Annotated in this window: 19 protein-coding genes; 10 read left to right on the top strand and 9 right to left on the bottom strand. The window is 40.3% G+C overall.

Going from position 1 to position 23655, the window contains the following annotated elements; translation table 11 throughout:
- Window positions 1-4 precede the first annotated feature (4 nt).
- The 3 genes from R1T16_RS12165 to R1T16_RS12155 all read left to right on the top strand — a co-directional run bounded on the left by R1T16_RS12165 (window position 5) and on the right by R1T16_RS12155 (window position 2652).
- Window positions 5-823, top strand: a complete 819-nt coding sequence (locus tag R1T16_RS12165; protein WP_317501383.1) for a helix-turn-helix domain-containing protein — start codon at window positions 5-7, stop codon at window positions 821-823.
- 47 nt (window positions 824-870) lie between these two features.
- Window positions 871-1983 (top strand): NAD(P)/FAD-dependent oxidoreductase, encoded by a 1113-nt coding sequence (locus tag R1T16_RS12160; RefSeq protein ID WP_317501382.1) that lies wholly within the window; start codon window positions 871-873, stop codon window positions 1981-1983.
- An 87-nt stretch (window positions 1984-2070) separates the two neighbouring features.
- A complete protein-coding gene (locus tag R1T16_RS12155; RefSeq protein WP_317501381.1) occupies window positions 2071-2652 on the top strand; it encodes a tRNA-(ms[2]io[6]A)-hydroxylase in 582 nt (193 codons plus the stop codon).
- Between the two features lies 1 nt (window position 2653).
- Here R1T16_RS12155 and R1T16_RS12150 read toward each other — a convergent pair whose 3' ends face one another.
- Window positions 2654-5116 carry an AsmA-like C-terminal region-containing protein gene (locus R1T16_RS12150; RefSeq protein ID WP_317501380.1) on the bottom strand — a complete coding sequence of 821 codons (2463 nt, stop codon included), beginning with the start codon at window positions 5114-5116 and terminating at the stop codon, window positions 2654-2656.
- Between the two features lie 425 nt (window positions 5117-5541).
- On the bottom strand, window positions 5542-6369 hold the full coding sequence (locus R1T16_RS12145) for a carboxypeptidase-like regulatory domain-containing protein (protein ID WP_317501379.1): 828 nt from the start codon (window positions 6367-6369) through the stop codon (window positions 5542-5544).
- A gap of 128 nt (window positions 6370-6497) precedes the next feature.
- Here R1T16_RS12145 and R1T16_RS12140 point away from each other — a divergent pair, with 128 nt between their 5' ends.
- Complete coding sequence (locus R1T16_RS12140) at window positions 6498-7052, top strand: 2'-5' RNA ligase family protein (protein ID WP_317501378.1); 555 nt, start codon at window positions 6498-6500, stop codon at window positions 7050-7052.
- Between the two features lie 122 nt (window positions 7053-7174).
- Here the strand turns inward: R1T16_RS12140 and R1T16_RS12135 are convergent, their stop codons facing one another.
- Window positions 7175-7933: an SDR family NAD(P)-dependent oxidoreductase gene (locus tag R1T16_RS12135; RefSeq protein ID WP_317501377.1), complete on the bottom strand. Its 759-nt coding sequence runs from the start codon at window positions 7931-7933 to the stop codon at window positions 7175-7177.
- Window positions 7934-8204: 271 nt separating this feature from the next.
- Entirely contained in the window at window positions 8205-8600 is a 396-nt protein-coding gene (locus tag R1T16_RS12130; protein WP_317501376.1) for an AraC family transcriptional regulator, read from the bottom strand.
- Window positions 8601-9125: 525 nt separating this feature from the next.
- Here R1T16_RS12130 and R1T16_RS12125 point away from each other — a divergent pair.
- On the top strand, window positions 9126-9737 hold the full coding sequence (locus tag R1T16_RS12125) for a 2'-5' RNA ligase family protein (protein WP_317501375.1): 612 nt from the start codon (window positions 9126-9128) through the stop codon (window positions 9735-9737).
- 64 nt (window positions 9738-9801) lie between these two features.
- Window positions 9802-13710 (top strand): hypothetical protein, encoded by a 3909-nt coding sequence (locus R1T16_RS12120; protein WP_317501374.1) that lies wholly within the window; start codon window positions 9802-9804, stop codon window positions 13708-13710.
- 12 nt (window positions 13711-13722) lie between these two features.
- On the opposite strand, the gene R1T16_RS12115 is transcribed toward R1T16_RS12120, so the two are convergent.
- Entirely contained in the window at window positions 13723-14553 is an 831-nt protein-coding gene (locus tag R1T16_RS12115; RefSeq protein ID WP_317501373.1) for an AraC family transcriptional regulator, read from the bottom strand.
- A 93-nt stretch (window positions 14554-14646) separates the two neighbouring features.
- Here R1T16_RS12115 and R1T16_RS12110 point away from each other — a divergent pair, with 93 nt between their 5' ends.
- The 3 genes from R1T16_RS12110 (at window position 14647) to R1T16_RS12100 (ending at window position 19594) form a co-directional block, all read left to right on the top strand.
- Window positions 14647-15813, top strand: coding sequence for an MFS transporter (locus R1T16_RS12110; RefSeq protein ID WP_317501372.1), 1167 nt, complete (start codon window positions 14647-14649; stop codon window positions 15811-15813).
- Between the two features lie 355 nt (window positions 15814-16168).
- A complete protein-coding gene (locus R1T16_RS12105) occupies window positions 16169-18946 on the top strand; it encodes a PAS domain-containing protein (protein WP_317501371.1) in 2778 nt (925 codons plus the stop codon).
- A 69-nt stretch (window positions 18947-19015) separates the two neighbouring features.
- Entirely contained in the window at window positions 19016-19594 is a 579-nt protein-coding gene (locus R1T16_RS12100) for a hypothetical protein (protein WP_317501370.1), read from the top strand.
- Window positions 19595-19656: 62 nt separating this feature from the next.
- Here the strand turns inward: R1T16_RS12100 and R1T16_RS12095 are convergent, their stop codons facing one another.
- The 3 genes from R1T16_RS12095 to R1T16_RS12085 all read right to left on the bottom strand — a co-directional run bounded on the left by R1T16_RS12095 (window position 19657) and on the right by R1T16_RS12085 (window position 21510).
- Window positions 19657-20178 (bottom strand): GNAT family N-acetyltransferase, encoded by a 522-nt coding sequence (locus tag R1T16_RS12095; RefSeq protein WP_317501369.1) that lies wholly within the window; start codon window positions 20176-20178, stop codon window positions 19657-19659.
- A gap of 3 nt (window positions 20179-20181) precedes the next feature.
- Window positions 20182-21072, bottom strand: coding sequence for a DMT family transporter (locus R1T16_RS12090; protein ID WP_317501368.1), 891 nt, complete (start codon window positions 21070-21072; stop codon window positions 20182-20184).
- Window positions 21073-21318: 246 nt separating this feature from the next.
- Window positions 21319-21510 (bottom strand): cold shock domain-containing protein, encoded by a 192-nt coding sequence (locus R1T16_RS12085; RefSeq protein WP_317501367.1) that lies wholly within the window; start codon window positions 21508-21510, stop codon window positions 21319-21321.
- A gap of 614 nt (window positions 21511-22124) precedes the next feature.
- Here R1T16_RS12085 and R1T16_RS12080 point away from each other — a divergent pair.
- Window positions 22125-23384 (top strand): phage integrase SAM-like domain-containing protein, encoded by a 1260-nt coding sequence (locus R1T16_RS12080; protein WP_317501366.1) that lies wholly within the window; start codon window positions 22125-22127, stop codon window positions 23382-23384.
- Between the two features lie 34 nt (window positions 23385-23418).
- On the opposite strand, the gene R1T16_RS12075 is transcribed toward R1T16_RS12080, so the two are convergent.
- Window positions 23419-23655 (bottom strand): hypothetical protein (locus R1T16_RS12075; protein WP_317501365.1); only part of this gene is annotated, 237 nt, incomplete at its 5' end.

Here is a 23655-nt window from a genome sequence, read left to right as displayed (position 1 = left end):
TAGTATGCACCATCTGGAATTTGAACCGCCTGCACCATTACAGGATGCCATAAAATGCTTTTGGTATCACGAGACCTATTATCCGGAGGTTGACACCGAATTTGAAGTGGTTCCCGATGGCTATGCCGAGATCATTTTTTACTTTGGCAGCACATGCAGCATTTTACAGGATGCTGCCGCCCTGCCGCTACCCTCTCCTTTTATAATGGGGCTGCTTAACCGCCCTGCCCATTTTATTACAAAAGGCCGTTTTGAGATCATTGGCGTCCGCTGTTATCCATGGATGGTTTTTGACCTGCTAAAGCTCCCGTCGGGGAAAAATGGCGTTCAGACATTTGAGCATGCGATTACAAAGCTTCAACCCGCCTTACAACAATGCGTAGAAAGCGGTAAAACAGACGACGCAATTGAACTATTGAGAAACTATTTCCTTCACGAGCATCCCCAACTAAATACAGACAAAGTGCTCCTTAAAGCGGGAACAGCTTTAAACACTATAAATGGCAGCATTGCCGTAAATAAAGTAGCGGCAGCCGCCCATGCCACCGTGCGAACACTGGAACGAAAGTTCAGGCAATCATCAGGACATAGCGTAAAAGATGTGTCTGCGTTAATGCGCTTTGAGCAGGTACGCAATAATTTATGGCTCGACCCTACTCTTAATCTTGCGGGTATAGCTCAGGAATTAGGTTATACCGACCAATCGCACCTTAGCAGGGAGTTTAAGCGCTTTAGTAACACCACACCTGCGGCATTTGCCCGAAAAGCAAAAAAGGACAAACTGAATATTGATGCCGATTTTGTCGCATTTGTACAATCTTAAGACAACGTCATTGCGCAATTTTGTATCATAATTAAACACTACAAAATATGCTGCTTAACAGTAAAAAAGTTGCCATCATCGGTGCAGGCCCTGTTGGCCTTACTATGGCAAAACTAATCCAACAGAATGGCGTTGACGTAACCGTCTATGAACGGGATGAGAATGCGCACGCCCGTGTTTGGGGAGGGCCGCTAGACCTGCACAAAGGCACAGGACAGGAAGCCATGAAAAAGGCGGGGCTTATGGAACAATACTTTACCTTAGGCATACCGATGGGAAGAACCATAACCAATGAACACGCCGACATATTGTTTTCTGTAGACACCCAATATGACACCCCAGAGATAAACAGGAACGACCTGCGCACGATTTTACTCAACAGCCTCACCAAAGACAGTATAGCCTGGAACCGAAAATGCACAGGGCTTTCGGTATCTGACGGAAAGTGGCTGCTGCATTTTGAAAACCATCCTGATGCTGTGGCAGATGTTGTTATAGGTGCTAACGGGGGGATGTCGGCAGTACGCAAATATGTTACCGATGCCCAAGTAGAATACACCGGGAGCTTTATCATTCAGGGCGAAGTACCTCAACCTAAAACAAACTGCCCCGAATTTTTCAGCCTTTGCAACGGCAACATACTTATGGCTTCAAAAAACGGAATAACATTTACAGCCAACCCTAAAAATAACGGTGCGCTGATGTATGGCATAAGCTTCAGGAAAACTGAAGATTGGACTTGCCTGAACTATACGGACGCCAATGATATTGCTAACCGTTTATGTAACCTGTTCGCCGAATGGCATGAAGTATATAAACATCTTTTTAAAGCTACAACTACTTTTGCGGGATTACCGGCAAGAAAGATTTCACTTGACCTGCCCTGGAAAGAAAATCGCCCGCTGCCAATAACACTTATAGGCGATGCGGCACATATAATGCCGCCTTTTGCAGGTCAGGGCGTAAATACCGGAATGCGTGACGCCCTGATTTTGTGCAGCAACCTGACCAATGAAGAATTTGAAAACATAGAAAGTGCCATAGCAGATTATGAGCATCAGATGTTTACCTACGCACGAGAAGCACAACAGGCAACGGCAATAAACGAGATAGCGATGCATCGGCCGGAATTTTCTTTTCAGGAACGCTTTGGCAGCTAACACTAATCCTATAGACGCAGAACAAATAGCCAAATCCTCAAATAACCAAATAAACTAATTTGTATTTTTGCTCCATAATTTCATTGTATGCTTGGATTAAAACTTTTAACCGACCCGCGATGGGCCAACATAGCCGAATCTGACCTGGAAGAAATACTTACAGACCATGCCTGGTGTGAGCAGAAAGCGGCATCTAATGCGCTTTACCTTATTACCAATAACTCTGAACATATAGACCTGGTGCAGACATTAGCTGCGATAGCCATGGAAGAGATGGACCACTTTAACCAGGTGGTAGAAATTATAAAGCAGCGTGGCTACACCCTGGGCAGGGAAAAAAGGGATGACTACGTAAATGAGCTTATGAAGTTTGCCAAAAAGAACTGCAGCCGTAATACCTCTTTTATAGACCGCCTGTTGTTTGCTGCCATGATAGAGGCACGAAGCTGCGAACGCTTCAGGGTGTTGTCTCAAAATATAAAGGATAAAGAACTTGCCAAGTTTTACCATGAACTTATGGTATCTGAAGCTACGCATTACACCACATTTTTAGGCTTTGCACGCAAGTATGCCACCGATGTAGACGTTGAAAAACGCTGGGCAGAATGGCTGGAATATGAAGGCAAACTAATACAGAGTTACGGAAAATCGGAAGCGATACACGGCTAACCTATTTATCTTTCTTACCGCCAAGCTTTATCCCTACCTTACCATCTTCATCGTCCTGCGCGGTTAAATGCACTACGATACCGCGGGTACGGCGTTTGGCAAGTTCTTCTTTGTCGGTGATTTCTTTATCATTTTTAGGGTTGCGCAGTGGCACGTCTACATAAATCTGCGTACCCCTGCCAAAAGAGTATACTCCCTCAACATCCATATTCAGGACGCTGGAATTTATCTGCATGGGGTGTATGGTTACCTTCTCGCCGGCAATATCAAAATTACCTTTAAGATTATAGAACTCTATTGTATTCATATCACGAAACGGAAAAGCAAATTTACCCACCTTGCGTATGGGGTCAAAATTAAGCAGTCTTCCTTTTTTTAGCCCAAACGATACATTGCCGTACATCGACTTTGGCACCAATTCTCCACTGCCTGTAATATTGCCTGACACATTAACGGTAGAAGACACTATACCCTTAAGATTTTCTGATTTTAGCGATTCCATCCCGAAATTATTAAAGGCGTGGAAAAACTTGTTTACATCTACGTTATCAATAACCGCCTGCATTGTATAGCGGTTCAGTTTCCCTTTTTGCATCATATTGCCCTTCATCGTTAGCGATCCGCCTGCGTGTTTGAGTCCGGCATCTTTAAGTACAATACCATTCTCGCCCATCAGCACATTTGCTTTAACCCCCGTCGCCAGGAATTTTTTATAGTAAAGCTTATCTACGTTAAGGTGGATGTTTACATTGGTCTTCTCAAAAAACTCATTCATCTCCTTGGTAACATTTCCTTTTTTGCTTTTGGCGATAGCCGCTTTTGCCTTACCACGGCTGCCTAAAAAGTACATTACCTCGCCTAGATTAAGTTCGGGGCTGTTTACATTCCAGTTTAGCACTATCTTTTGGGGATCTGTATAATACAGGTTCATGAAGTTTTTGATGTTACCATCCATCGTCAGGGTGCTCTTACCTGTTTTGAGCGCTATTTTACTTATGGTAAAGTCGTCAGTCGTGAAATTAAGCTGCACCGACACATCATCAAAATTCATCTTTCTCGGCACATACTGAAAATCTGAATTTTTAATATTGACCATCCCCTTAATATAAGGCTTGGTAATCTTGTAATCTACAATATCTGCTTTAAAATCCACCTTCACATCTGCCGACCCAGATTTAAAATCCAGAAGGTCGCTGTCTATAACCGAGGCAAGCTTAGCCATCTCAAAGGTGGATGAAAAATCGCCCACAGCCATTGGTTTTTCAAGGTTCAGGATAAATGCCTTGTTCATATTTACAGGAAGGTCATTATAAGTCCCCTTAAACTTATACAGCCGTATGGCAGAGTTTGCATCGTTCATCCCCTTACCCTCCACATGGTTGTTGATGAACTCACCGTGGAAACTGCAATTGCTTACCACTCCCCCAGGCGTTGTAAGCTCATTGTCATTTACCTCAGCCTGTACAAAAATCAACGGGTCGCCTTCGGCATTAAAATCACCCTCCAGCTTACAAGTAACTTTAATAGGCTTACTAAGATTAAACATGTCCAGCTTTTCGGTAATATTTGGCGAAAGCAAATGCCCGGCATTATACCAAAGGATGCTTTCGTTAGCAATATCAATCCTGAATTTTGCCGTTTCGGCACCCGTCTGGATCTTTGCGCCGATAACAAAATCGTCGCCGCCTATTTCAAGGTGGTTTGGCGCCGCAGTAATATAGCCATCATCTTCGTTATACGACAGCTCAAACCTGCCGTCAAGGGTTTTGTTTTTAATAAAACTACCGCGTTGGGTATTAAATGCCATGCTATGCGCAAGGGCATTGAGGTCTGCATCGGCCTCCCATCCTGACAGGTTATATTTTACATGGGCATCAAGGTCATAAACAGTAAATTTGTAGAGTTTGCTAGTCTGGCGGTTATCGGCAACAAGCGTAACGTTTTCGAGCGAAATATTCCGCAGTTCAGGGAAGCTGCCTGCTTCGCCATCGGCAGGTTTATCTTCTTTCTTTTTAAAAATAGCCGTGTTGCTGTAACCTTCTTTGGTCGTAAAAATATCAATATAAGCTCCGCTTATGCTTATCTTTTTGATGTTTATCGCACCGCGAAGCAGCGAAACGACATTAACCGCTACATCAAGTTCTTTAGCTTTTAAGAGCATTCGCTTATGCTCGTCATATCGGCTGTCTTTAATGAGCACCTGTTCCAGACGCAGTGATACATTAGGGAAACCGGTAAGGAATGCCGGCTCCATGTTTTGTACGGTAAGCGACCCTGTAAGCCCTCCGTTAAGTTCTTTAAGCAGATTCGCCTGAACCTCCTGTTTATGAGTATTGATGTACCACGCAAGCAGAATGTAAGACAGGACGACCAACATGAATAATCCTAACACTATACCCGACATAATACGGGCCCAGCGCGGGAGATGCAGGTTTATAAAAAACTGTTGTATTTTTTTAAGCATGGTATATAGTTAGGGGCGAAAGCAACAGCATAGTACAATTGCACATTAAATTTAAGATATAGATTTCACATAAAATCTTAAACTGCGGCTTTTAATGGATAATTTGGAAATTAATTAACAAATCGAAGCAAATAAAAAATGCAGCCGCAGGGCTGCATTTAAAAAGTAATATTAACATAAACTACTAAATTATCCGTCTACATCACTTTTTTTCCGAGAAAGTATGTTTGATTTGTAGAATCCAAATACAATAAAAAAAATTCAGCTCTCAGCGATGCAATGCCAAAAAATCGTGCAACTGCAACTATTTCCCATTCATCTGCAATTTGATTATGACTTAATATACCGCTAAAAAACAACTTTAAATATAATGCCGCGACTATCTGTTACATTTACAAATGTTAACGAAATGTGAATATAATAAATTATTTCCAATATTTAGTGTCAACTGTAAAACCTACACCTGCAATGCCAAGTTTTGTCCAGGCACCCTGGCTGGTATCGCGTGATATGATCGGCGTGGCAAACAATGCCGCTGAGAACCATATCCTGTTACTGCCCGGGGAATCTTCAATCCATTCCAGGCTGGCAAAGAAATCATCTTCAACCATGATGTTGTACGGCGTAAGGTCTACCACAAGCTTACCGGAGCTTTTAGGCACGGCAACGATTATATTCTCGTTGATAAGCAGCTGATCGGGCATTCCTTTCTTAAGGCTGTAAAAGTTGAGCCTCAATTTTACCGGCGGGTTATTATCTGAAGCTATAGAAGCCGTAAATGTTTTCAGCAAAGCGCTGGTGCCTTTGATCTTCATGACAGTCCCTACTTCGTTACCCAGCTTATTTGACGTGAACGCTGCCGTAACGCTCTTAGATTCGGTTTTGTTACCCAGCAGCTTGTCACCCGATTTTCGGTTAGACACAACGACCTCTTTGAGCTGCGTAACATGCTGCTCCATTTTAATCTCGCTGTTTGCGTTTACGACTTTGGCAAAATCTGAGACGATATATTCTTTGGTTTTGTAGCCCAGCATAGAGATACGCAAGGTGTCTTTATCATGCCCTTCAGGGACGGCAAGCGTAAACTTACCCGTTTCGCCCGATACGGTACCAATGCCCTTGTTTACCACACCGATATTTACATAGGGCAATGTTTCGCCGGTAGTGGCGTCTTTAAGGGTTCCGGTAAAGGTTTGGGCATTAAGCGACATTAGTGAGCAAAAAAGTACGAGTGCATTTAGAAGTAGTTTCATATTGAGTGGTTTTGGCATTTGACGAAGGTACTGTGTAAATGTTACAATTGTAAAAATAGTTTAACCTTAAAAACACCCGTATCATAAGGCTGAAATGCTATATTTGTAATAATCAAAGCCGCATGACTATGCCTAAGGAGAATTTATATTTTGTAGCCCTTATCCCTCACGACACCATCGCCGGAGAGGTAACGGGATTTAAAAATGATTTTGCCGACAACTACAATAGCAGCAAAGCCCTAAGGTCCATGCCGCATATTACCCTCAAAGCACCATTTAAGCTTCTCGCGAGGGAACACAAGAATTTAATGGAATGGTTTACCGGCATCAGGCCCGTAGTGGAGCCTTTTGTTGTAGAGCTTCAGGATTTTGGCAGTTTCCCAAATAAGGATAATCCGGTGATTTATGTAAAACCGGTAATGACACCATCGCTGGAACGCCTTCAAAAAGCAATACTTACCTCTTTTGAACACGCTTATCCCGAAATATCCATACCGTATACCGAACGCAATTTTCATCCGCACATGACCATTGCCTACCGCGACCTTACGCCCGAGCAGTATGAAAGAGCCATGGATGCTTACCAGCATAAAAAATACAGTGCCAGTTTCAGGGCCGATAAATTTCACCTACTGCAGCACGACGGCGAACGCTGGAGTGTAGTGGCGGAACATATCCTTTAATTGGTTGTTAGTTGATGGTTGTTAGTTGCCGGACTTTACCAATAAATCATAAAAAAAGGGTAACCTCTCATTTTCAGAGTGCTCCCTTTTCCTATCTGACAACCGGCAACTGGCAACCAAATTTATATAAACATTCCGCCAGACACCTCAATCCTTTGGGCAGTGACCCATTTGGCATCATCGGTACAAAGGAAGGCAACCACGCCGCCTATATCATCCGGAAGGCCTACGCGGCCAAGGGCAGTTTGCGAGGCCAGGAATTTATTTACATCGGCGTTGTCGCGCACCATGCCGCCGCCAAAATCGGTTTCAATAGCGCCCGGAGCTACAATATTACTGCGGATACCCCTGGCGCCAAGTTCTTTCGCCTGGTATTTGGTAAGTACTTCCATACCGCCTTTCATTGATGCATAGGCCGCATATCCCGGTGTGCTGAAACGCGCCAGACCCGTAGAGATGTTTATCACACCGCCGCCATCGTTTAAATGTGCCAGTGCTTTCTGTGTAATAAAGAAAGGTGCTTTAAAGTGGATATTTACCAGGTCATCAAACTGGGCGATGGTTGTTTCTGCGAATGAAGCATGGATGCCAACACCTGCATTGTTAACAAGGTAATCGAATTTTGATGCTCCAAAAACCGAAGAAAGCGTTTTGGCTACCTCTTCAAAAAACGGATCAAAGTTGGCTGCATCTGACACATTGAGCTGTAGCGCTGCTGCTTTACGACCAAGCGACTGGATCTCTGCCACTACGGCATCGGCTTCATCTTTTTTGCTGTTATAGGTGATTATGACATCAAGTCCTTTGTTTGCAATGGCAATTGCCATGTTTTTTCCCAGTCCGCGGCTGCCGCCGGTAACGAGTCCTATTTTATTTGACATTGTATTGAGTTTTTTTGGCCTCACCCCCGACCCCTCTCCAAAGGAGAGGGAAGATAGGATTAGCGATTATTTCTTATACAAAGTTACAGGGCAAGCGGGTGTGAAAAATGGTGGAGACTTCAGTTTTTCAACTGTCGAAAATTTATAAAGTCATAAGTCCGTAACGTTTTGTCATCCTGACGCAGGAAGGATCTCTTTTTACTACAATCTATTTCTGAGATTTTTCGACTCCGTTGCACTTCGCTCAAAATGACACGGTGTGCAAAGGCCTTTAAGACTTTAAATGACTCTTCCTGAACTGCAACGGCGTCATACCCGTCATGCCTTTAAAGAATTTGGTAAAGTTGGTGGCTTCGCTGTAGGCAAAGCGTTGGCCTATATCGGCGATGGAAAGGTCGGTTTCGGCGAGGAGCCTGTTGGCTTCCTCAATGATACGGTTTTCCATATAGTCGCATACCGAAGATCCCATCGTAAGTTTTAACGTCGTGGTGAGGTGGCGCGGATGGATGAACAGCAGCTTCCCGAAGTCCGACGCACTGAGGCGTTTTGGCGCGGAGCCTGCCATAAGGCTTGCAATATGGTTTTCGGCAAGGGCGATGAAGTCGGCGGTTATCTCGTCTTTGCGGGAAAGGAGCTTTGCGGGAAGGAGGTCTTTAACTGTTTCCATTGTGGTTGCCGGTTTACGGTTGTGGGTTGTGGGATAGTGCTAAGTTACGAAAAAGTCCGAACACATGACCTTCCGAACCCAATCCACCTCACCCCCTCCCGATAGCTATCGGGACTCCCCAAAGGAGAGGGGTGCACTGTTGCTGACCACTGTTACTTCGGTATGAGTGAAGCCGGTTCCCCTCTTGAGAGGGGTTAGGGGTGTGTTATACAAACAACAGCAAAGCAAATAGGCCTCACTCCCTCCCCCTCAACAAAGGAGAGAGGTGCACTCCTGCGCTAATCTGCGCTAAATCTGCATAATCCGTATTCCACACACACGCTCTGACATTCTGAGCGAAGTGCAACGGAGTCGAAGAATCTCAGAAACAGATTGGAATAAAAAGAGATCCTTCCTCCGTCAGATGACAAAGCAGTATGGAAAAAGCCCCCCAACCGTTAACTAAATCACAACAGTGGTAAAACTTTAAACATTTAAACCTTAAACTTTAAACTTATTTCTATTTTTGCAATCACATAAAAAACAATGGCCAAAAAGAACAACGCGCAATTAACCCTTTTTAATGAGAATGTGTACGAGTACTTCGTACTGCTTTCGCCGTCCGATCCTATAAAGGAAGCGGTAGACGGGCTAAAGGATCAATTGCATGCGCTGATAGGCCTTGAAGACTACAACCGCAGAAGTGTGGCACATGTGTCGCTGTTCAAGCAGAGGGCAACGTCTGACAGCCAGGTTTTGAAACTGGTAAAAAAAGTGGCTGCTTCTTTGGAGCCGTTTACCATAAAACTTGCCGGACATGAGGTGCTGAAACACGGTGGCGTTTCGCGTACGCTGTGCCTGAAGATTGAAGACCCTGAGCCTATAAACAACCTTATGGCGCTGCTTGACCCTAAGCCGGTTGCCAAAAAGAGCTACCGCCAGACCAGCATTTTAGATAAAGCGCCACGTGCCAAAAAGGTAATACACCCTCACATTACCATTGCCCGCAATATTGCTACGGCCGACTTTGACCGTATTGAAGATTTTACGCCGTTTGATTACCACGAAGAATGGCTGTGCGACCGCATTACCATTTTACGCCGCCTTGAAGGCAGCACCGGAATTTTTAGCCCGGTGAAGGAAGTGATGTTGGGGTAGGAATATTTATACAATTATTAACAAATAATTACTATTTTTATTTAAATATTAAAACCTATTGAATATGGTTGCTGATAAAGATTGGGACAAAATCAAAGAAGAGTTAAATAAAAACATTGAACCAGTATTTCGAAAAACACTTGGAAATCTTGATCTACCATTTGATCAAATCGTAGATTTACTTAGAGTTGTTTTAGAAAAAGAAATTGGTGATAAAGATCTTGATGATAGGGAAGAAATAAAAAAAGCTATTGCAATAAGATATAAATTTAAAGATGTAGAAGCATATAGTACTGCTGTTGTAATTTTAGCATTAAAACTCGAATCTTTTTTTAAAAGATTATTTTCAATCGTCGGTGAATCGCTGTGGGTAAATGAAAATAATATGCTAAAAGGTCAGATAGTTACATTTATAAGAAAATTTAAATTCACATATTTAGACCCAGATTTTTCTTCTGCAGATGATACTGTCTTAAATCGAGACGGAGAATTTTTTAAAACTGACACAGATAGAAAACCTACATTTGAACCAAACTATTTCACTACTAAGTTACCGTTTGGAAAAGAATTTAAAGTAGCATACGATATTCGAAATAGCGAAGGTCATCTTGACCCAGACTTTAATGATGATGACAACTCATTAATTATTAAAGATTTAATAATAGTATATCTATTTACAGTATACAAGTATCATAAAAAAATACAAACTATTGCTATTCATAAGCCCACAAATAATAACGTAACGAATTGGAATATATTTAAAGCTTTGTCAAATGGTTTTGATCGAAGACAAGCTTATTTTTTAATTATTGATAAATTATTTTTAACTGATGATCAACTTAGAGGTTTCAGTAAAATAAATTGGGATTTTGTATTTGACTTTGATTCTAATTCTGACAACGATGGACTACAATATAATGTCAGTAAAAACTATAACTTAGCGATAAATCAAATTATTCACACCACTGATGACAGAAATAATTTACCCAGCTTCCCTGATAAAACAACTTTTTGGTATTATGCAAAAGGAAACAACAATATACAAAGAAGTAAGCCCAACAATGACACGTATTCCGACTGGAGAACAATGTATGGTAGGTTTTCACAAAATTTGATGGTGAAATTTTACGAAGAAAATTTCTCCAGAAAATCAACAATTATCAATGTCGTAATTATTTCGAAGCAAATTGCTTATATTAAAGATATTATATATGCGATTAAAGACATGGAAAGTAATCTGCAAATTCGATTCATTTTTGCAAATGAAGATAATAGTTTATGCAAGACCTTAATCAATGAATTGAATGCAGAGTCTGTAGAAATTGCGACAACAGACATTTTAGAAGGATTTCGACAAATCGAAAGTAATAAATCATTTGATCCTAATGCAGTACATGTCCCTTGTATTTCTGCTAAAGGAAAATCTATACTTCTACCTTCCGATGTTGTCTTATTTGTAAGACAATATTTCAAAATTATCCATAAAGACATAGTTCAAGAAAATGAACCTGAAATTTCAAATAAAAGCTTTTATCAGGGAAGATCAATTACTTGGACTGAATTAGATAATAATTACGACGTTAACCGAGATATCACTAAAGACATAATTAGCTCTCTAAAGACTTGGTTACAAGCGAGAGGAGATAGCGGCCTTTTTAATTTAATACATCACCCTGGCTCAGGAGGTACAACAATAGCACGAAGAATCGCTTTTCATTTTCATCAAGAATTTCCAGTACTACTACTTAATGAAACTATTAGCGACTTTGATGAAAATAAAATTGCCGATCGGCTACACCAGATTTTTAGTATTACAGAAATACCAACATTGGTTATCATTGATAATTCAAATATTTCTAGACCACAAATTGAACAGCTGAAACGTACAGTTGAGCACAGACTTGCAAAAGCCATATTTTTAAATATTGAAAGTGGCTTTAATATACCTAAACAAAATGACAATATCTTTTATTTAAAGTCAGATTTAGACAAAATAGAAACATCTCGATTTATCACTAAATTTTCAAAAGAATTTAGTGATAAATCAGAAATTTTTTCAGAAATTATCAATGAGAGCAATAGATCTTTATTAACCCCTTTCTATTTTGGGTTAATTGCAAACGAAGAAAATTTCATTACAATTGAAAAATATGTTCGTATAAGATTAGAATCTATCACCGAAAAAGAAAAGGATTTATTATTACTTCTTGCCTATTTTAGTCATTATGCAAAAGGTAAACTTAGGGAAGTCCCACATTTTGTAATAAGCAATTTTCTAAACATTGATGAAGACTTTATCCAATTAGAAAAACATATAGATAATAAAAAAATCTTAGATCTTATAATAGAAACTGAACCTGATCAACACATCTATTGGAGAACTATACATCCAATTATTTCATATGAAATTTTAAAACAAAATTTTAGCTATAATCAAAATAATCAATTAAATCCATCTAAACTGAAACAATTTTCAGATAGGGTTATTGAGTCACTAAGAAAAATTTCAGATTTGAGAAACAGTGAAATTTTATCACTTCTATATAGCGTTTTTATACAACGTAATGAAACGTACTCGACTGAAGAAAATGAAGAAGAAGGAACTAATGACAACAATAATATATTTTCATCCCTGATAAACGATTTACAAACAAATCAAAACAGAATTGAAATATTCGATAAATTAACAACTGAATTTCCTAAAGAGCATGCCCATTTTTGGGGACATTTTTCAAGAGCATATAGTATTGATAAAGATTTTACAAATGCACTCAAAGCTATTGATACAGCTATTAAAATAGATGAAGAAGATAATCGCCTATATCATATTAAAGGGATGTGTTTTAGAACTGAACTATATAGAATAAAAGATTTATATTTTGGTAAACGTGAAGAAATTACTCAAGACATATTCAATGATGTGGTGAAATTTTTCGAATTAGCTGAGGAGGAATTTTTCAAAGTTTTCGATTTAGCACCTCAAAAAGCTTATGCTTACGTTTCGTATATCCAAATGGTTACCCAAACATTAGATTTTGGTTTTTCGGTTTCGTCACATAAAAATGCCGAAAGAGATTTTACTTCTTTTATAACTTCACCCTCAACAGAGTGGTATAGATCAATATTAACGAAAGCTAAGGAATCAATTGACGAATATAATTCGAACAATAAAGAAATAAAAAACTCAAAACTGGAACAACACAATATAAGCTTGTTAAAATTTTGGGGGAAAAAAGATCAAATGGTTAATGCTTGGCAGGGCTTGCTTGGTAATCCAAACTATGACCAAAATTTAGTTAGAAGACAATTAGCTTATGCTTATTTGGCTAAGGGTGATTTTAACTGGAATAATTTAAAAGGAAAAGAGCTTTTAAGAATACAAGAGTTAACATCTATAAATCTTCAAGGATTTTTCACAGACAAAGATCTAAATTTATGGTTCGAAGTATCAAGACGTTTAAAAGAAAACATTAATACATTAATAAATAAACTCGAAGACTTGGAATTTAAATATGAAACTTTAAATTCAGCTTATTATTTGATGGCACTTTATGCGGTTAAAGCTCTTGTTGGCGGTTCTCTAAGTGCAGTCGATAGCCATGAAAAATATAAGGAAAAAATTAAGGGACGGACTAAAACTTTATATAACAAGGTCTTCTGTCCAGAATGGATAGGAGAAAGTAACGATGAAATAGTTTTAATAAACCACAAAGACATAGGGAATTGGAGCAAAGAAAATCAGTTTTTCATGGATTATTCTTCATTAAAAAAACTTGAAGGTAAAGTTATTAAATATAATCGCCCTCAAGAAGGATTTATTGAAGTCAAAGGTACTGGCATAAAAGCTATATATCAGCCAGCAAAATTCGGTCACTATCATACTGATGCAGAAAAAGGTACTAAAGTAGAATTTTATTTAGGATTTAATTATGACGGTGTTCGAGCATTTGAAGTTAAAACTATAATTGAATAGGCCAGCTTTGGCTTACCTCCCAAACTCACTTGGTTTAATATTTTTCCTCTTTTTAAAATAATTGGAGAGGTGGCTTTCGTCGGTAAAGCCAAACTCGTGGGCAATCTGTTTTATGGGCATGTTGCGGCTGGCAATGCGCTTTTCTATAAGCTGGGTACGCAGGTTGTTGATGTAGTCGCGGTAGGTCATGCCAAAGTTGCGCTTAAAATAGGCGCTAAAGTAGCTTTGGGCAATATTAAAATGGGTGGCAATGGCCTTTACCTGAACGGTTTCGGGCGTGTATACGTTCTGGTGTATGTAGGCAATGATCTGCTTGTTGTTAAAGTCGCAGCCCTGTGCCGGCAGCTCCATACCCTTTATCGCCTCCTTTATGAGCCCGAATATCGAGAGGATCTGGTAAAACACTATGGGCGATACCGAAACGTCTTTACGGCAGTTGTAGGCCGTGATATTCCTCACCGTGTTCTTTAGTATGGTGCGGCAGGGTTCGTCGAGCTTGAGCACGCTTTCCTTAAGCAGCTTTTCGCGCATAAAATGGTAGGGCGTGTTGAGCAGCAGGTCGTCGGTCGCCAGGTTCTTCTTAGTGCTGAAATAACTGTCGGTAAATTTTATGTACACAAAGCGCGTGCTTTTATGGATGTCGAAATAATGTTTGTCGTCGGGAGAGATCACAAAAAGGTCACCCCCGGTATACGCTATCAGGTTGTTGTTCAGGTGGTGTATGCCCTCGCCATGCACAATGTAGATCAGCTCATAGTAGGTATGGCTGTGTACCGGCAGGTGAAATTTCTCTTCTTCAAACTCGTCTATAGCGAGTGTTTCAAACTGGCTTAGCTTCTTCATATCACAAAGTTACAATCATGTATCATAAATATACAACTTTATATACAGATTTGTGCCGTAAATTTGTGCCTCCAAAAATCTAAACATCACAAAATGAAATTAAGTTTACTGCCGCTCGCGCTGGGCGGACTCACCATAGGCATCACCGAGTTTGTGATGATGGGATTGTTGCCGGACATTGCCCGCGACCTGGATATCAGCATCCCAACAGCAGGCCACCTGATCTCGGCCTACGCCCTGGGTGTGGTTATCGGCGCCCCGATACTCGTTATTGCCGGGCGTAATTTTCCACCCAAAAAAATGCTGTTCGCTATGGCGCTGATGCTGACCATATTCAACGCGCTGTCTATCATTGCGCCGGGCTATAACCTGCTGTTTGCCTCACGTTTCCTTAGCGGACTGCCGCATGGGGCGTTCTTTGGCGTAGGTGCAGTAGTCGCCAGCCGACTGGCTACCAAGGGCAAAGAGGCGCAGTCGATTGCCATTATGTTCTCAGGGCTTACCATTGCTAACGTAGTAGGCGTACCGATAGGGACGTATATAGGCCATAACTTCGATTGGCGCTATACCTTTGTACTGATCACCGCCATCGGGCTTATCACCCTTATTGCCCTGCTGTTATGGATGCCCAACCTGGAATCTAACAAGGTGGACAGCGTTAAGGAACAGCTGAAATTCTTCGGAAGGATTGACTCCTGGCTTATCATCGCTATCGTTGCCATTGGCACGGGCGGGTTGTTCTGCTGGATCAGCTATATCTCCCCACTGCTGACCGACATATCGCATTTTTCGCAGGAAGATGTACCGTATATCCTAATCCTTGCCGGAGTGGGCATGGTTGTAGGCAACTTCCTTGGCGGCCACCTGGCTGACCGTTTTTCGCCGGCTACTACCGTACTGGCACTGCTTATCATTATGGCAACCAACCTTTTGGCGGTATACTTTTTCTCGGGTAACCAGATTACATCACTGGTACTGGTTTTCGTTACCGGAAGCTTATCGTTTGCTGTGGTAGCTCCCGTACAGATGCTTATGATACAGGCTGCTAAAGGCGCCGAGATGATCGCCTCGGCATCGTTACAGGCCGGCTTCAACATGGGGAATGCCCTTGGCGCTTTCCTTGGCGGGCTTCCGCTGGTAATGGGATATAATTATGCGTCCCCAAATCTTGTTGGTGTCGGTATGGCCCTGATAGGTGCTTTTATCGTTGTGGTAATCATTAGCCGAAACAGAAAGTTAGCCGCAGTGAAAACGGCATAAAAAATACTTTAATTTTTGAATTCTGGAAACAGCTCCGAAATGCAATTTTCGGGGCTGTTTTTTTATGACCCTGCCACTTTGAAAATTTGCGGCTCTGCGCCTTTTTTTCAAAAAACGCAAAGCGTAACATTATTTCACAACCTGTTGATTTTTAGATTTTTGAACCATTCTAATTTTACGCACGAAAACGGCGTTTTAAGAACCAAAAGCGTAACATTAGAATGCAAAAATTTTAAGATTAGAATTTATAATATTGTGCCGTTTTTGTTACAAAATGAGCAATTTAGCTCGTTTCCCAATACAAAAAAAGGTAACTTAGCGTTTGCATTAATGCAATCGCCCCACTCAATACTATATGAAGAACAGCAAGGAAGTTAATTTTACCGATGCCCTGCGGCTTATTAGGCAGCTTAACGATTCGGTAAAAGACTATATATCAGGAAGTAATGAAGCAGTAGACCTCAGCGTTTATCATATCCCCTTTGATGTACTCGTTACCGATGACGCACGGGACGCCCATACCCCTGCCCTGACTGCCATTGCCACATCTGCCGATGCATTACTGAGGTCGGCCGAACGAACCATTGCCCTGTATAATGACGGCAATAAAGCGGAAGCCAACAACAGTCTGGAACTGGTTAACCTACATACAGACAACATCTTACTCAGGCTTCAGCTGCTTCAAAACAACCTTGATAAGAACGACACTAATGAAGTGCCACAGCAGTCTGTTGTATATCATGACGCACTTACACGAGGTGTGGAAGACATCAATGCCCGCTACATAGAGCAGTCTGAAACATTTGATAATGAATTTGTTAAACTAAATAATTACTTCAGCCAGGCGCCAATTGGCATCTGTATCCTTAAAGGCCCCGATCTTATTGTAGAGGTGGCTAATCCGCTGTATTTGCAGCTGATAGATAAAGAAGCCGCTGATGTTTTACACAAGCCTTTGTTCTCGGCTTTGCCTGAGCTTGAAGGACAGCAGATAAAAAACTTACTTACAGAAGTTTACAACTCCGGAAAACCCTATGTAGGCGATGAAATAGGTGTGTACCTTACGCGCAATGGAAAACGCGAACTTTGCCACTTTAACTTCGTCTACCAACCTCTTTATGAAGGCTATACAGTTAACGGGATCATTGTTGTCTGTACCGAAGTTACCGCCATTGTGAAAGCAAAAATTGAACTTACCTCCCGTAAAAAGGAGTTTAGAAATATAGTGATGCAGTCGCCCATAGCGATGACCATCCTTAAAGGAAAAGATCTCATTATTGACATCGCTAACGAAGTGATGCTGAATGACCTATGGCGAAAAGACATTAGCGAAGTAGAAGGAAAAAGCATACTTGAAGTCTTCCCCGAGCTGCTTGAGCAGGACTACGCACAACTGCTTAGAAATGTTATGGAAACAGGCGAAGCGCACCGCGCACTGGAGTCGCCTGCGTATGTAGATTCGCATGACGGACGCAACCTGTATTACCTTGATTATGAATACTCCCCGCTTTATGAGATAGACGGATCTATAAGCGGCATCATGTGTACGGTTAACGACGTAACGGCCCGTGTTAAATCGCGCGAAGGCGAAAAAGCTGCGCAAAAAAAGCTTGAAAACCTGATCTACAACCTTCCGGTAGCGATGTATACCATTGATGCTAAAGGATATATTGACTTATACAACCAAGCTGCAGAAAAACTATGGGGCCGCAAGCCGGAACTAGGTGTAGATCGCTGGTGCGGATCGTACAAGCTTGCCGCGCTGGACGGTACTCCCGTGCCACACGACTCCTGCCCTATGGCAATGGCGTTCAAAGAAGCGAGATCTATACAGGAAGAAATCTATATGTTTCGTACCAACGGGGAACGCAGGCATGTTATAGTCCACCCACAGCCACTATATGATGACAGTGGGGCTATAATTGGCGCTACGAAAGTTATGCTCGACATTACCGAAAGCAAGGAAGCAGACGAGGCACTGCATAAAAGTGAAGAGAAATTCAGGCTGCTGGCAAGTTCTATTCCTCAGTTTATCTGGACTTTCGGCCCCGATAAAAAGCTGAGTTACTTTAACGATTCACTGCTGCGCTATTCCGGCCATACGGCAGAAGAACTGCTTAATGGGGCATTTGCAGCCATGGTTCACAAAGACGATCTGCCTAAAAACAGGGAAATGTGGAAACGTTCTTTTGAAACGGGAGAAGAATTTAATATAGAGCATCGTATGCGCCGCCACGACGGCCAGTACAGGTGGCATCTGTGCAAAGCCACAGCTCAATATAATGAGCAGGGTGAGATAACGCAATGGGTAGGTACAAGCACCGATATACACGACCAAAAGGAATTCCAAAAAACATTGGAGACCGTAGTGGAAGAACGTACCAACGACCTTCGAAGAGCCAATCACGAGCTGGAAAACATGAATAAGGAACTTTCCTCTTTTGCCTATATATCCAGCCATGACTTACAGGAGCCGCTGCGCAAAATACACACCTTTGGCAGCATCATCATGTCTAACGATTATGAAAACCTCTCAGAATCAGGCAAACGTAATTTTTCGCGTATGCAGCTTGCCGCCGACAGGATGACTAAGCTGATTCAGGACCTGCTTACCTATTCGCGATCTAATGCCGCAGAAAAGACCTTTGAGGAAACAAACCTTTCGCTTATCCTGAAGGAAGTAGCCTCTGATTTTGCCGATTCTATAAACGATAAGAACGGCATATTGTCCATTGGCCCCATGCCAACGTTGAATGTTATTCCGTTCCAGATAAGACAGTTATTCAATAACCTGATTTCTAACGCGCTCAAATTTTCAAAAGAAGATGTTCCGCCATCCATCACAATTTTATCAGAAACCGTAACAGGCTCTTTAATAGATAACCCTAATGCACAGGCCGATAAAAATTACCTGCACGTAAGCGTGGCAGATAATGGAATTGGTTTCAGTCCGCAATACGCCTCACGTATATTTGAAGTATTCCAGAGGCTGCACGGCAAAACAGAATATGAAGGAACAGGTATAGGCCTTGCCATCTGCATGAAAATTGCCGAAAACCATAAAGCCATACTCAATGCATCGTCTCAGCCAGGAGAGGGCGCAGTATTTAATATCTATTTTCCTATAAATTAAATTATAACAATGTTAACAGGATAGAGCATAACTATTATATTTGCTTTATCCTATTAACCTTGCTATATAATGAAATTAAAACATTTATTCCTTGCGCTCCTGATAGCCGGAGGCGCTGCGACAGCCCAGACAATCGCTGTAAATACTAACGATATTACAACAGGTACAAGAGTAATAATGACCCGTAACCACAGAGGGTCTGATATTAATGTTGATGACAGCGTAGCCAAAAGCGGACTCTTATTTTTTTCTGCCGGATACCAGCGCTCAACAGTAAAAGGTCAACAAGTGTCAACTTATTTTATTGATCTTGATATGTTTCACAACAACAATAAGCTGGGATGCATCAATCAGTTCTCTGAAGATGTTACACTTGTCCTGGAAGATGGCAGCGAAATAAAATGTTTCCAAATGTCTGACACAGAATGCGGACAGGAAGCTTATAAGGCTGCATTTGCACTTAGTGCTAAAAAAGCATCTGCGGGGCAAAATGAAGACAACTTTAAGAAACTGCAACAGCAAAAAATTGTAAGGATTAAAGTGAAAACAAGTGAAAGCCTGCTTGATTACAAGATAAAACCTAAAGCGTCTGACACTATGAAAGCTCATTTCGCACTTATCGAAAAAACGCTTAACGCATCGAAATAAAAAAAGGCTTCCCGATATATTCAGGAAGCCTTTTGAATTATAATTAGTCTCTGCTAAACGTTTTACACTAACGTAATTTTCATTAAAATATCCAGCTGTTCATCGTTGCCCAGCATAAAGCTATGTGTACCAAAAGGAGTAAATCCATTTTTTGCATAAAATTGCTGCGCATTGGTGTTTTTATCCCATACGCCAAGCCATAAATAGTTCTTTTTATCCCGTAGCGCCACATTTAAGGCAGCATCCAGCAGGAACTGGCCTATCTTTTTGCCTTGGTATTCCGGCAGTACATAAATACGCTCCAGCTCAAGGCTTTCACCATCGTTAACATCCGTCTGAGCACCGGCATAATTTACTTTTATATATCCAAGAGGCGTTTTATCTGCTACAGCAAAATAAAAGGATGCATTGGCACTTTCTATTCCCGAGAGCAGTTTTTGGATTGAAAATTCGGTCGTTATATAATTCTCCATATCCTCTTTGGTATTATACTCAGCATAAGTAGAAACAAAGGTTGCAATACTTAGTTCGCGCAATGCATCAACGTCATTGGCTTTTACCTTTACAAATTCAAGCGCGTCCATAATTTAATCTCTTAGTTCTTTAATATTAAGCAGCACTACAGATGCTATAATCACAGCTATACCTACCCATTGCAAACCAATTACTTCTTCGTTAAGCAAAAAGAAAGCCATACATACCGAGACCGGAATTTCAATTGAAATAAGTATCGATCCCAGGCCTACGCCCGTTTTCGGCATACCCATATTAAACAATACAGGAGGCAGAATTGTACCAAAAAGTGCCAGAGGCAGGCCCCATTTCCAGAATACAGAGATATCGTAATGCGGAGGCATATTTAGTATACCCACTATAATTACGGTTATTACACCGCCCAGTAAAAGGAAAAAGCTTTTTTTATGCGGATGCATATTCAATGCAACCTTGTTAGACACCAACAACATTATGGTATACATTAACGCAGCAGCAAATCCCCACAGGATTCCCCTTATATCTAAACTATGGAGGTTATTAATGGCATTGGTAGCCATAAGCGTGCCTGCAAGCACCATAATAACAGCAATGCTTTTGTAGATATCAGGCATTTTGCCCGATAGTATGGCCTCAGCCACGATGCCCATCCAGATGGCCTGCATAAGAAGCACTACGGCTACAGAAACTGGTATATAGATAACAGATAAGTAATAGAAAAAACCAGTCAGGCCGAAAGTACTTCCGCCCAGCATGAGCTTAAGCGGCAGGTTTTTACCCGAACCGGCAGGCGTTTTCTGCCTTGCTTTGGGGTTGAATATAACAAGCAAGCTTATTGCAAAAAGGCCTATGAGGTATTGAGAGGTCACCACTTCGGTAGTACTGAAGCCCTGTTTATAGGCCAGCCCCACAAGTGTGGCAAGCACACCATAGCTCGCTGCGCCTACACTCACTAACAGGATGCCCTTTATGTTAGAATTGTTCATATAGTAATTTTGAAACGCAAAAGTACTACGAATAGGCTGTCCAAAAAGAAATCAGGCTTTAAATAACACAATCTTTACCAATTGCTTTGCGGTATCAGCGACTGTATGTAATTTAAGAGGTGTTCCTCACAAAATAATGAAAAAACAAGAGCCTTCACATTGCTGTGAAGGCTCATTCAATTTTATATATCCTTTTCAAAAAATTATTAACCTTTCAAATACAGATATTATACGATTGTGTCAGGATTATATAACTGTTACGTTAACAGCGTTTAATCCTTTTTTGCCGTTTGCCACTTCATAAGAAACGTTATCGTTTTCTCTTACTCTGTCAACAAGACCTGTAGTGTGTACAAATACGTCATCACCACCCTGATCTGGAGTAATAAATCCGAAACCTTTTTCTTCATTGAAGAATTTAATTTTGCCTGTAGCCATAATATTGTATTAATTAAAGGTGCAAATATGTAACAATAAAATGATAAATCGCTCTTTTACAGCATAAATTATTCATAAAAACTTTAAAAAGTTGCTTTTCGCTTAAAAAAGTGCCCCGTAAAGCCCTTTAAACACTGTAAAACACTTGTTTTCAATAATATAAAATTTTTATTGTAAGTTTCTATATCGATGTAAAATTATGGTGTTACGAATCAAATTTTAAAGATTTTACACTTTACACGTAATTGAAATTGAAATTTATGACTCAGAAGTGTCATAAATTTGAACGTAAAACATTTTGTAAAGCCAAAACGAATACCCCTATTTAAGATGATCAGGTAGGTGATATTTAAACAAAAACAAAAAACCCTCCACATTGCTGTGAAGGGTTATGTAAAACCTGTGGTCCCACCTGCTCCACCATGGATACAAAACTACAAATATTAAAACCGTCAATTTTCCCATAATAATGAGACTTAAACTCAACAAAATTAGGCTTCTTAATAAATCTCTTCATATTGATACAGATTGCTTTGTTTTGAATTAGTTTTTACATCACCGTACAATTACCGTACAAATAATCATATATTTGTATTGTTTAATTTACATAACGAATGGCAACAGTTAACTTTTTATATCGCTCAACCAAAGATAAGGCAAGCTTATCATTACGCCTCCTATACAGATTTAATGATATGGATTTTTCTTTTGCAGCAAGTACAAAGCTATGTGTTACGAAAGAATACTGGAATAAATTCCACAAAGCAAAAAGGCTGGATATTGATATTAAAAATGAGCAACACAGAATAAATACAGAACTTCATAAAATACAAAATCATATTCTCGAAGCTTTCGGCAAGATAAATCCAGACGAGGCTAACAAGGAATGGTTAAAATTACAAGTTGATTATTATTATAATCCACCTGTCCCAATGAAATCTTTGCCTCTAGAATTAATTAAGTATATAGAAAAATATATTGATATAAAGAGGAATGAAGTAACAAACAGCACAACCAAAAAGAGTAATGTTATCAAGCAATTGTTGATCAGGTATCAAGCCCAGTATAATAAAACGCTCTTAATTACAGATATAGACTCTAATTTTAAAAACCACTTCGAAAGTTATTGTCGCAGTAAGGCATATGCACCAAATACAATAGCGAGAGCAATTCGATTTGTAAAAACTATTTGCAAACATGCAAAGTCTCATGGCTTAGATACTAACTTCCAACTGGACAACATCAAGATTAAATATCATAAAACAGATACTATATATTTGACAGAAGACGAAATTGAGACTATTATTAAAGTTAACGATCTAACTGAGTATTTAGACAATGCTAGGGATTGGCTTTTGATTTCTTGTTACACAGGTCAAAGAGTTTCTGACTTTATGCGCTTCAAAAAAGATATGATTAGACAGGAAAGAAACAAAGAAGGCATTTTAAAGCCCCTCATTGAGTTTACTCAACAAAAGACGGGCAAAGTTATGACTATACCATTATCATTGAAGGTAGTCGGTATTTTAAACAAAAGACAGGGTAATTTCCCTCGCCAGCTATCCGATCAAAAGTATAATGACTATATAAAACTAGTTTGCAGGAAAGCCGAGATTACTCAATTAATCAAAGCTACTAAAAAAACGGAAACGGAAGAAGGTAGCAAAATTTATAGAAATCAAACAGGGATGTTTGAAAAATGTGATTTAATTAGCTCCCATATAGGAAGACGCTCTTTCGCGACGAACAATTACGGATTAATACCTACATCTTTTCTAATTCATATGACAGGACACAGCAGCGAGGCGATGTTTCTAAATTATATTGGAAAAAGCAACAAAGATATTGCCATGGAATTAACCAACTATTTTTAGAATCAATTTGGGTTTACTGGTAATTTTATTATGTTTAGCCCTCTGTAAAATTAGTTAATGATACTTTAATTGAGTTTACACCACCGTAAATAGGGTTTACGGATACTTTGATTAAGTTTACACCATCGTAAATAGGGCTTACGGATACTTTGATTAAGTTTACACCACCGTAAATAGGGCTTACGGATACTTTGATTAAGTTTACACCACCGTAAATAGGGTTTACGGATACTTTAATTAAGTTTACACCACCGTAAATAGGGTTTACGGA

The sequence above is a fragment of the Flavobacterium sp. DG1-102-2 genome, from assembly GCF_033042555.1.
Classification (GTDB): Bacteria; Bacteroidota; Bacteroidia; order Flavobacteriales; family Flavobacteriaceae; genus Flavobacterium.
This window is presented reverse-complemented; position numbering and strand designations above follow the sequence as displayed.

What these genes read in the sequence shown, in the direction of transcription:
- R1T16_RS12140 (WP_317501378.1), top strand. Translation starts at nt 6,498, where the DNA reads ATGCCTAAGGAGAATTTATATTTTGTAGCCCTTATCCCTCACGACACC.
- R1T16_RS12090 (WP_317501368.1), bottom strand. Translation starts at nt 21,072, where the DNA reads ATGAACAATTCTAACATAAAGGGCATCCTGTTAGTGAGTGTAGGCGCA.
- R1T16_RS12150 (WP_317501380.1), bottom strand. Translation starts at nt 5,116, where the DNA reads ATGCTTAAAAAAATACAACAGTTTTTTATAAACCTGCATCTCCCGCGC.
- R1T16_RS12115 (WP_317501373.1), bottom strand. Translation starts at nt 14,553, where the DNA reads ATGAAGAAGCTAAGCCAGTTTGAAACACTCGCTATAGACGAGTTTGAA.
- R1T16_RS12105 (WP_317501371.1), top strand. Translation starts at nt 16,169, where the DNA reads ATGAAGAACAGCAAGGAAGTTAATTTTACCGATGCCCTGCGGCTTATT.
- R1T16_RS12080 (WP_317501366.1), top strand. Translation starts at nt 22,125, where the DNA reads ATGGCAACAGTTAACTTTTTATATCGCTCAACCAAAGATAAGGCAAGC.
- R1T16_RS12125 (WP_317501375.1), top strand. Translation starts at nt 9,126, where the DNA reads ATGGCCAAAAAGAACAACGCGCAATTAACCCTTTTTAATGAGAATGTG.
- R1T16_RS12100 (WP_317501370.1), top strand. Translation starts at nt 19,016, where the DNA reads ATGAAATTAAAACATTTATTCCTTGCGCTCCTGATAGCCGGAGGCGCT.
- R1T16_RS12145 (WP_317501379.1), bottom strand. Translation starts at nt 6,369, where the DNA reads ATGAAACTACTTCTAAATGCACTCGTACTTTTTTGCTCACTAATGTCG.
- R1T16_RS12155 (WP_317501381.1), top strand. Translation starts at nt 2,071, where the DNA reads ATGCTTGGATTAAAACTTTTAACCGACCCGCGATGGGCCAACATAGCC.
- R1T16_RS12160 (WP_317501382.1), top strand. Translation starts at nt 871, where the DNA reads ATGCTGCTTAACAGTAAAAAAGTTGCCATCATCGGTGCAGGCCCTGTT.
- R1T16_RS12120 (WP_317501374.1), top strand. Translation starts at nt 9,802, where the DNA reads ATGGTTGCTGATAAAGATTGGGACAAAATCAAAGAAGAGTTAAATAAA.
- R1T16_RS12135 (WP_317501377.1), bottom strand. Translation starts at nt 7,933, where the DNA reads ATGTCAAATAAAATAGGACTCGTTACCGGCGGCAGCCGCGGACTGGGA.
- R1T16_RS12130 (WP_317501376.1), bottom strand. Translation starts at nt 8,600, where the DNA reads ATGGAAACAGTTAAAGACCTCCTTCCCGCAAAGCTCCTTTCCCGCAAA.
- R1T16_RS12165 (WP_317501383.1), top strand. Translation starts at nt 5, where the DNA reads ATGCACCATCTGGAATTTGAACCGCCTGCACCATTACAGGATGCCATA.
- R1T16_RS12110 (WP_317501372.1), top strand. Translation starts at nt 14,647, where the DNA reads ATGAAATTAAGTTTACTGCCGCTCGCGCTGGGCGGACTCACCATAGGC.
- R1T16_RS12085 (WP_317501367.1), bottom strand. Translation starts at nt 21,510, where the DNA reads ATGGCTACAGGCAAAATTAAATTCTTCAATGAAGAAAAAGGTTTCGGA.
- R1T16_RS12095 (WP_317501369.1), bottom strand. Translation starts at nt 20,178, where the DNA reads ATGGACGCGCTTGAATTTGTAAAGGTAAAAGCCAATGACGTTGATGCA.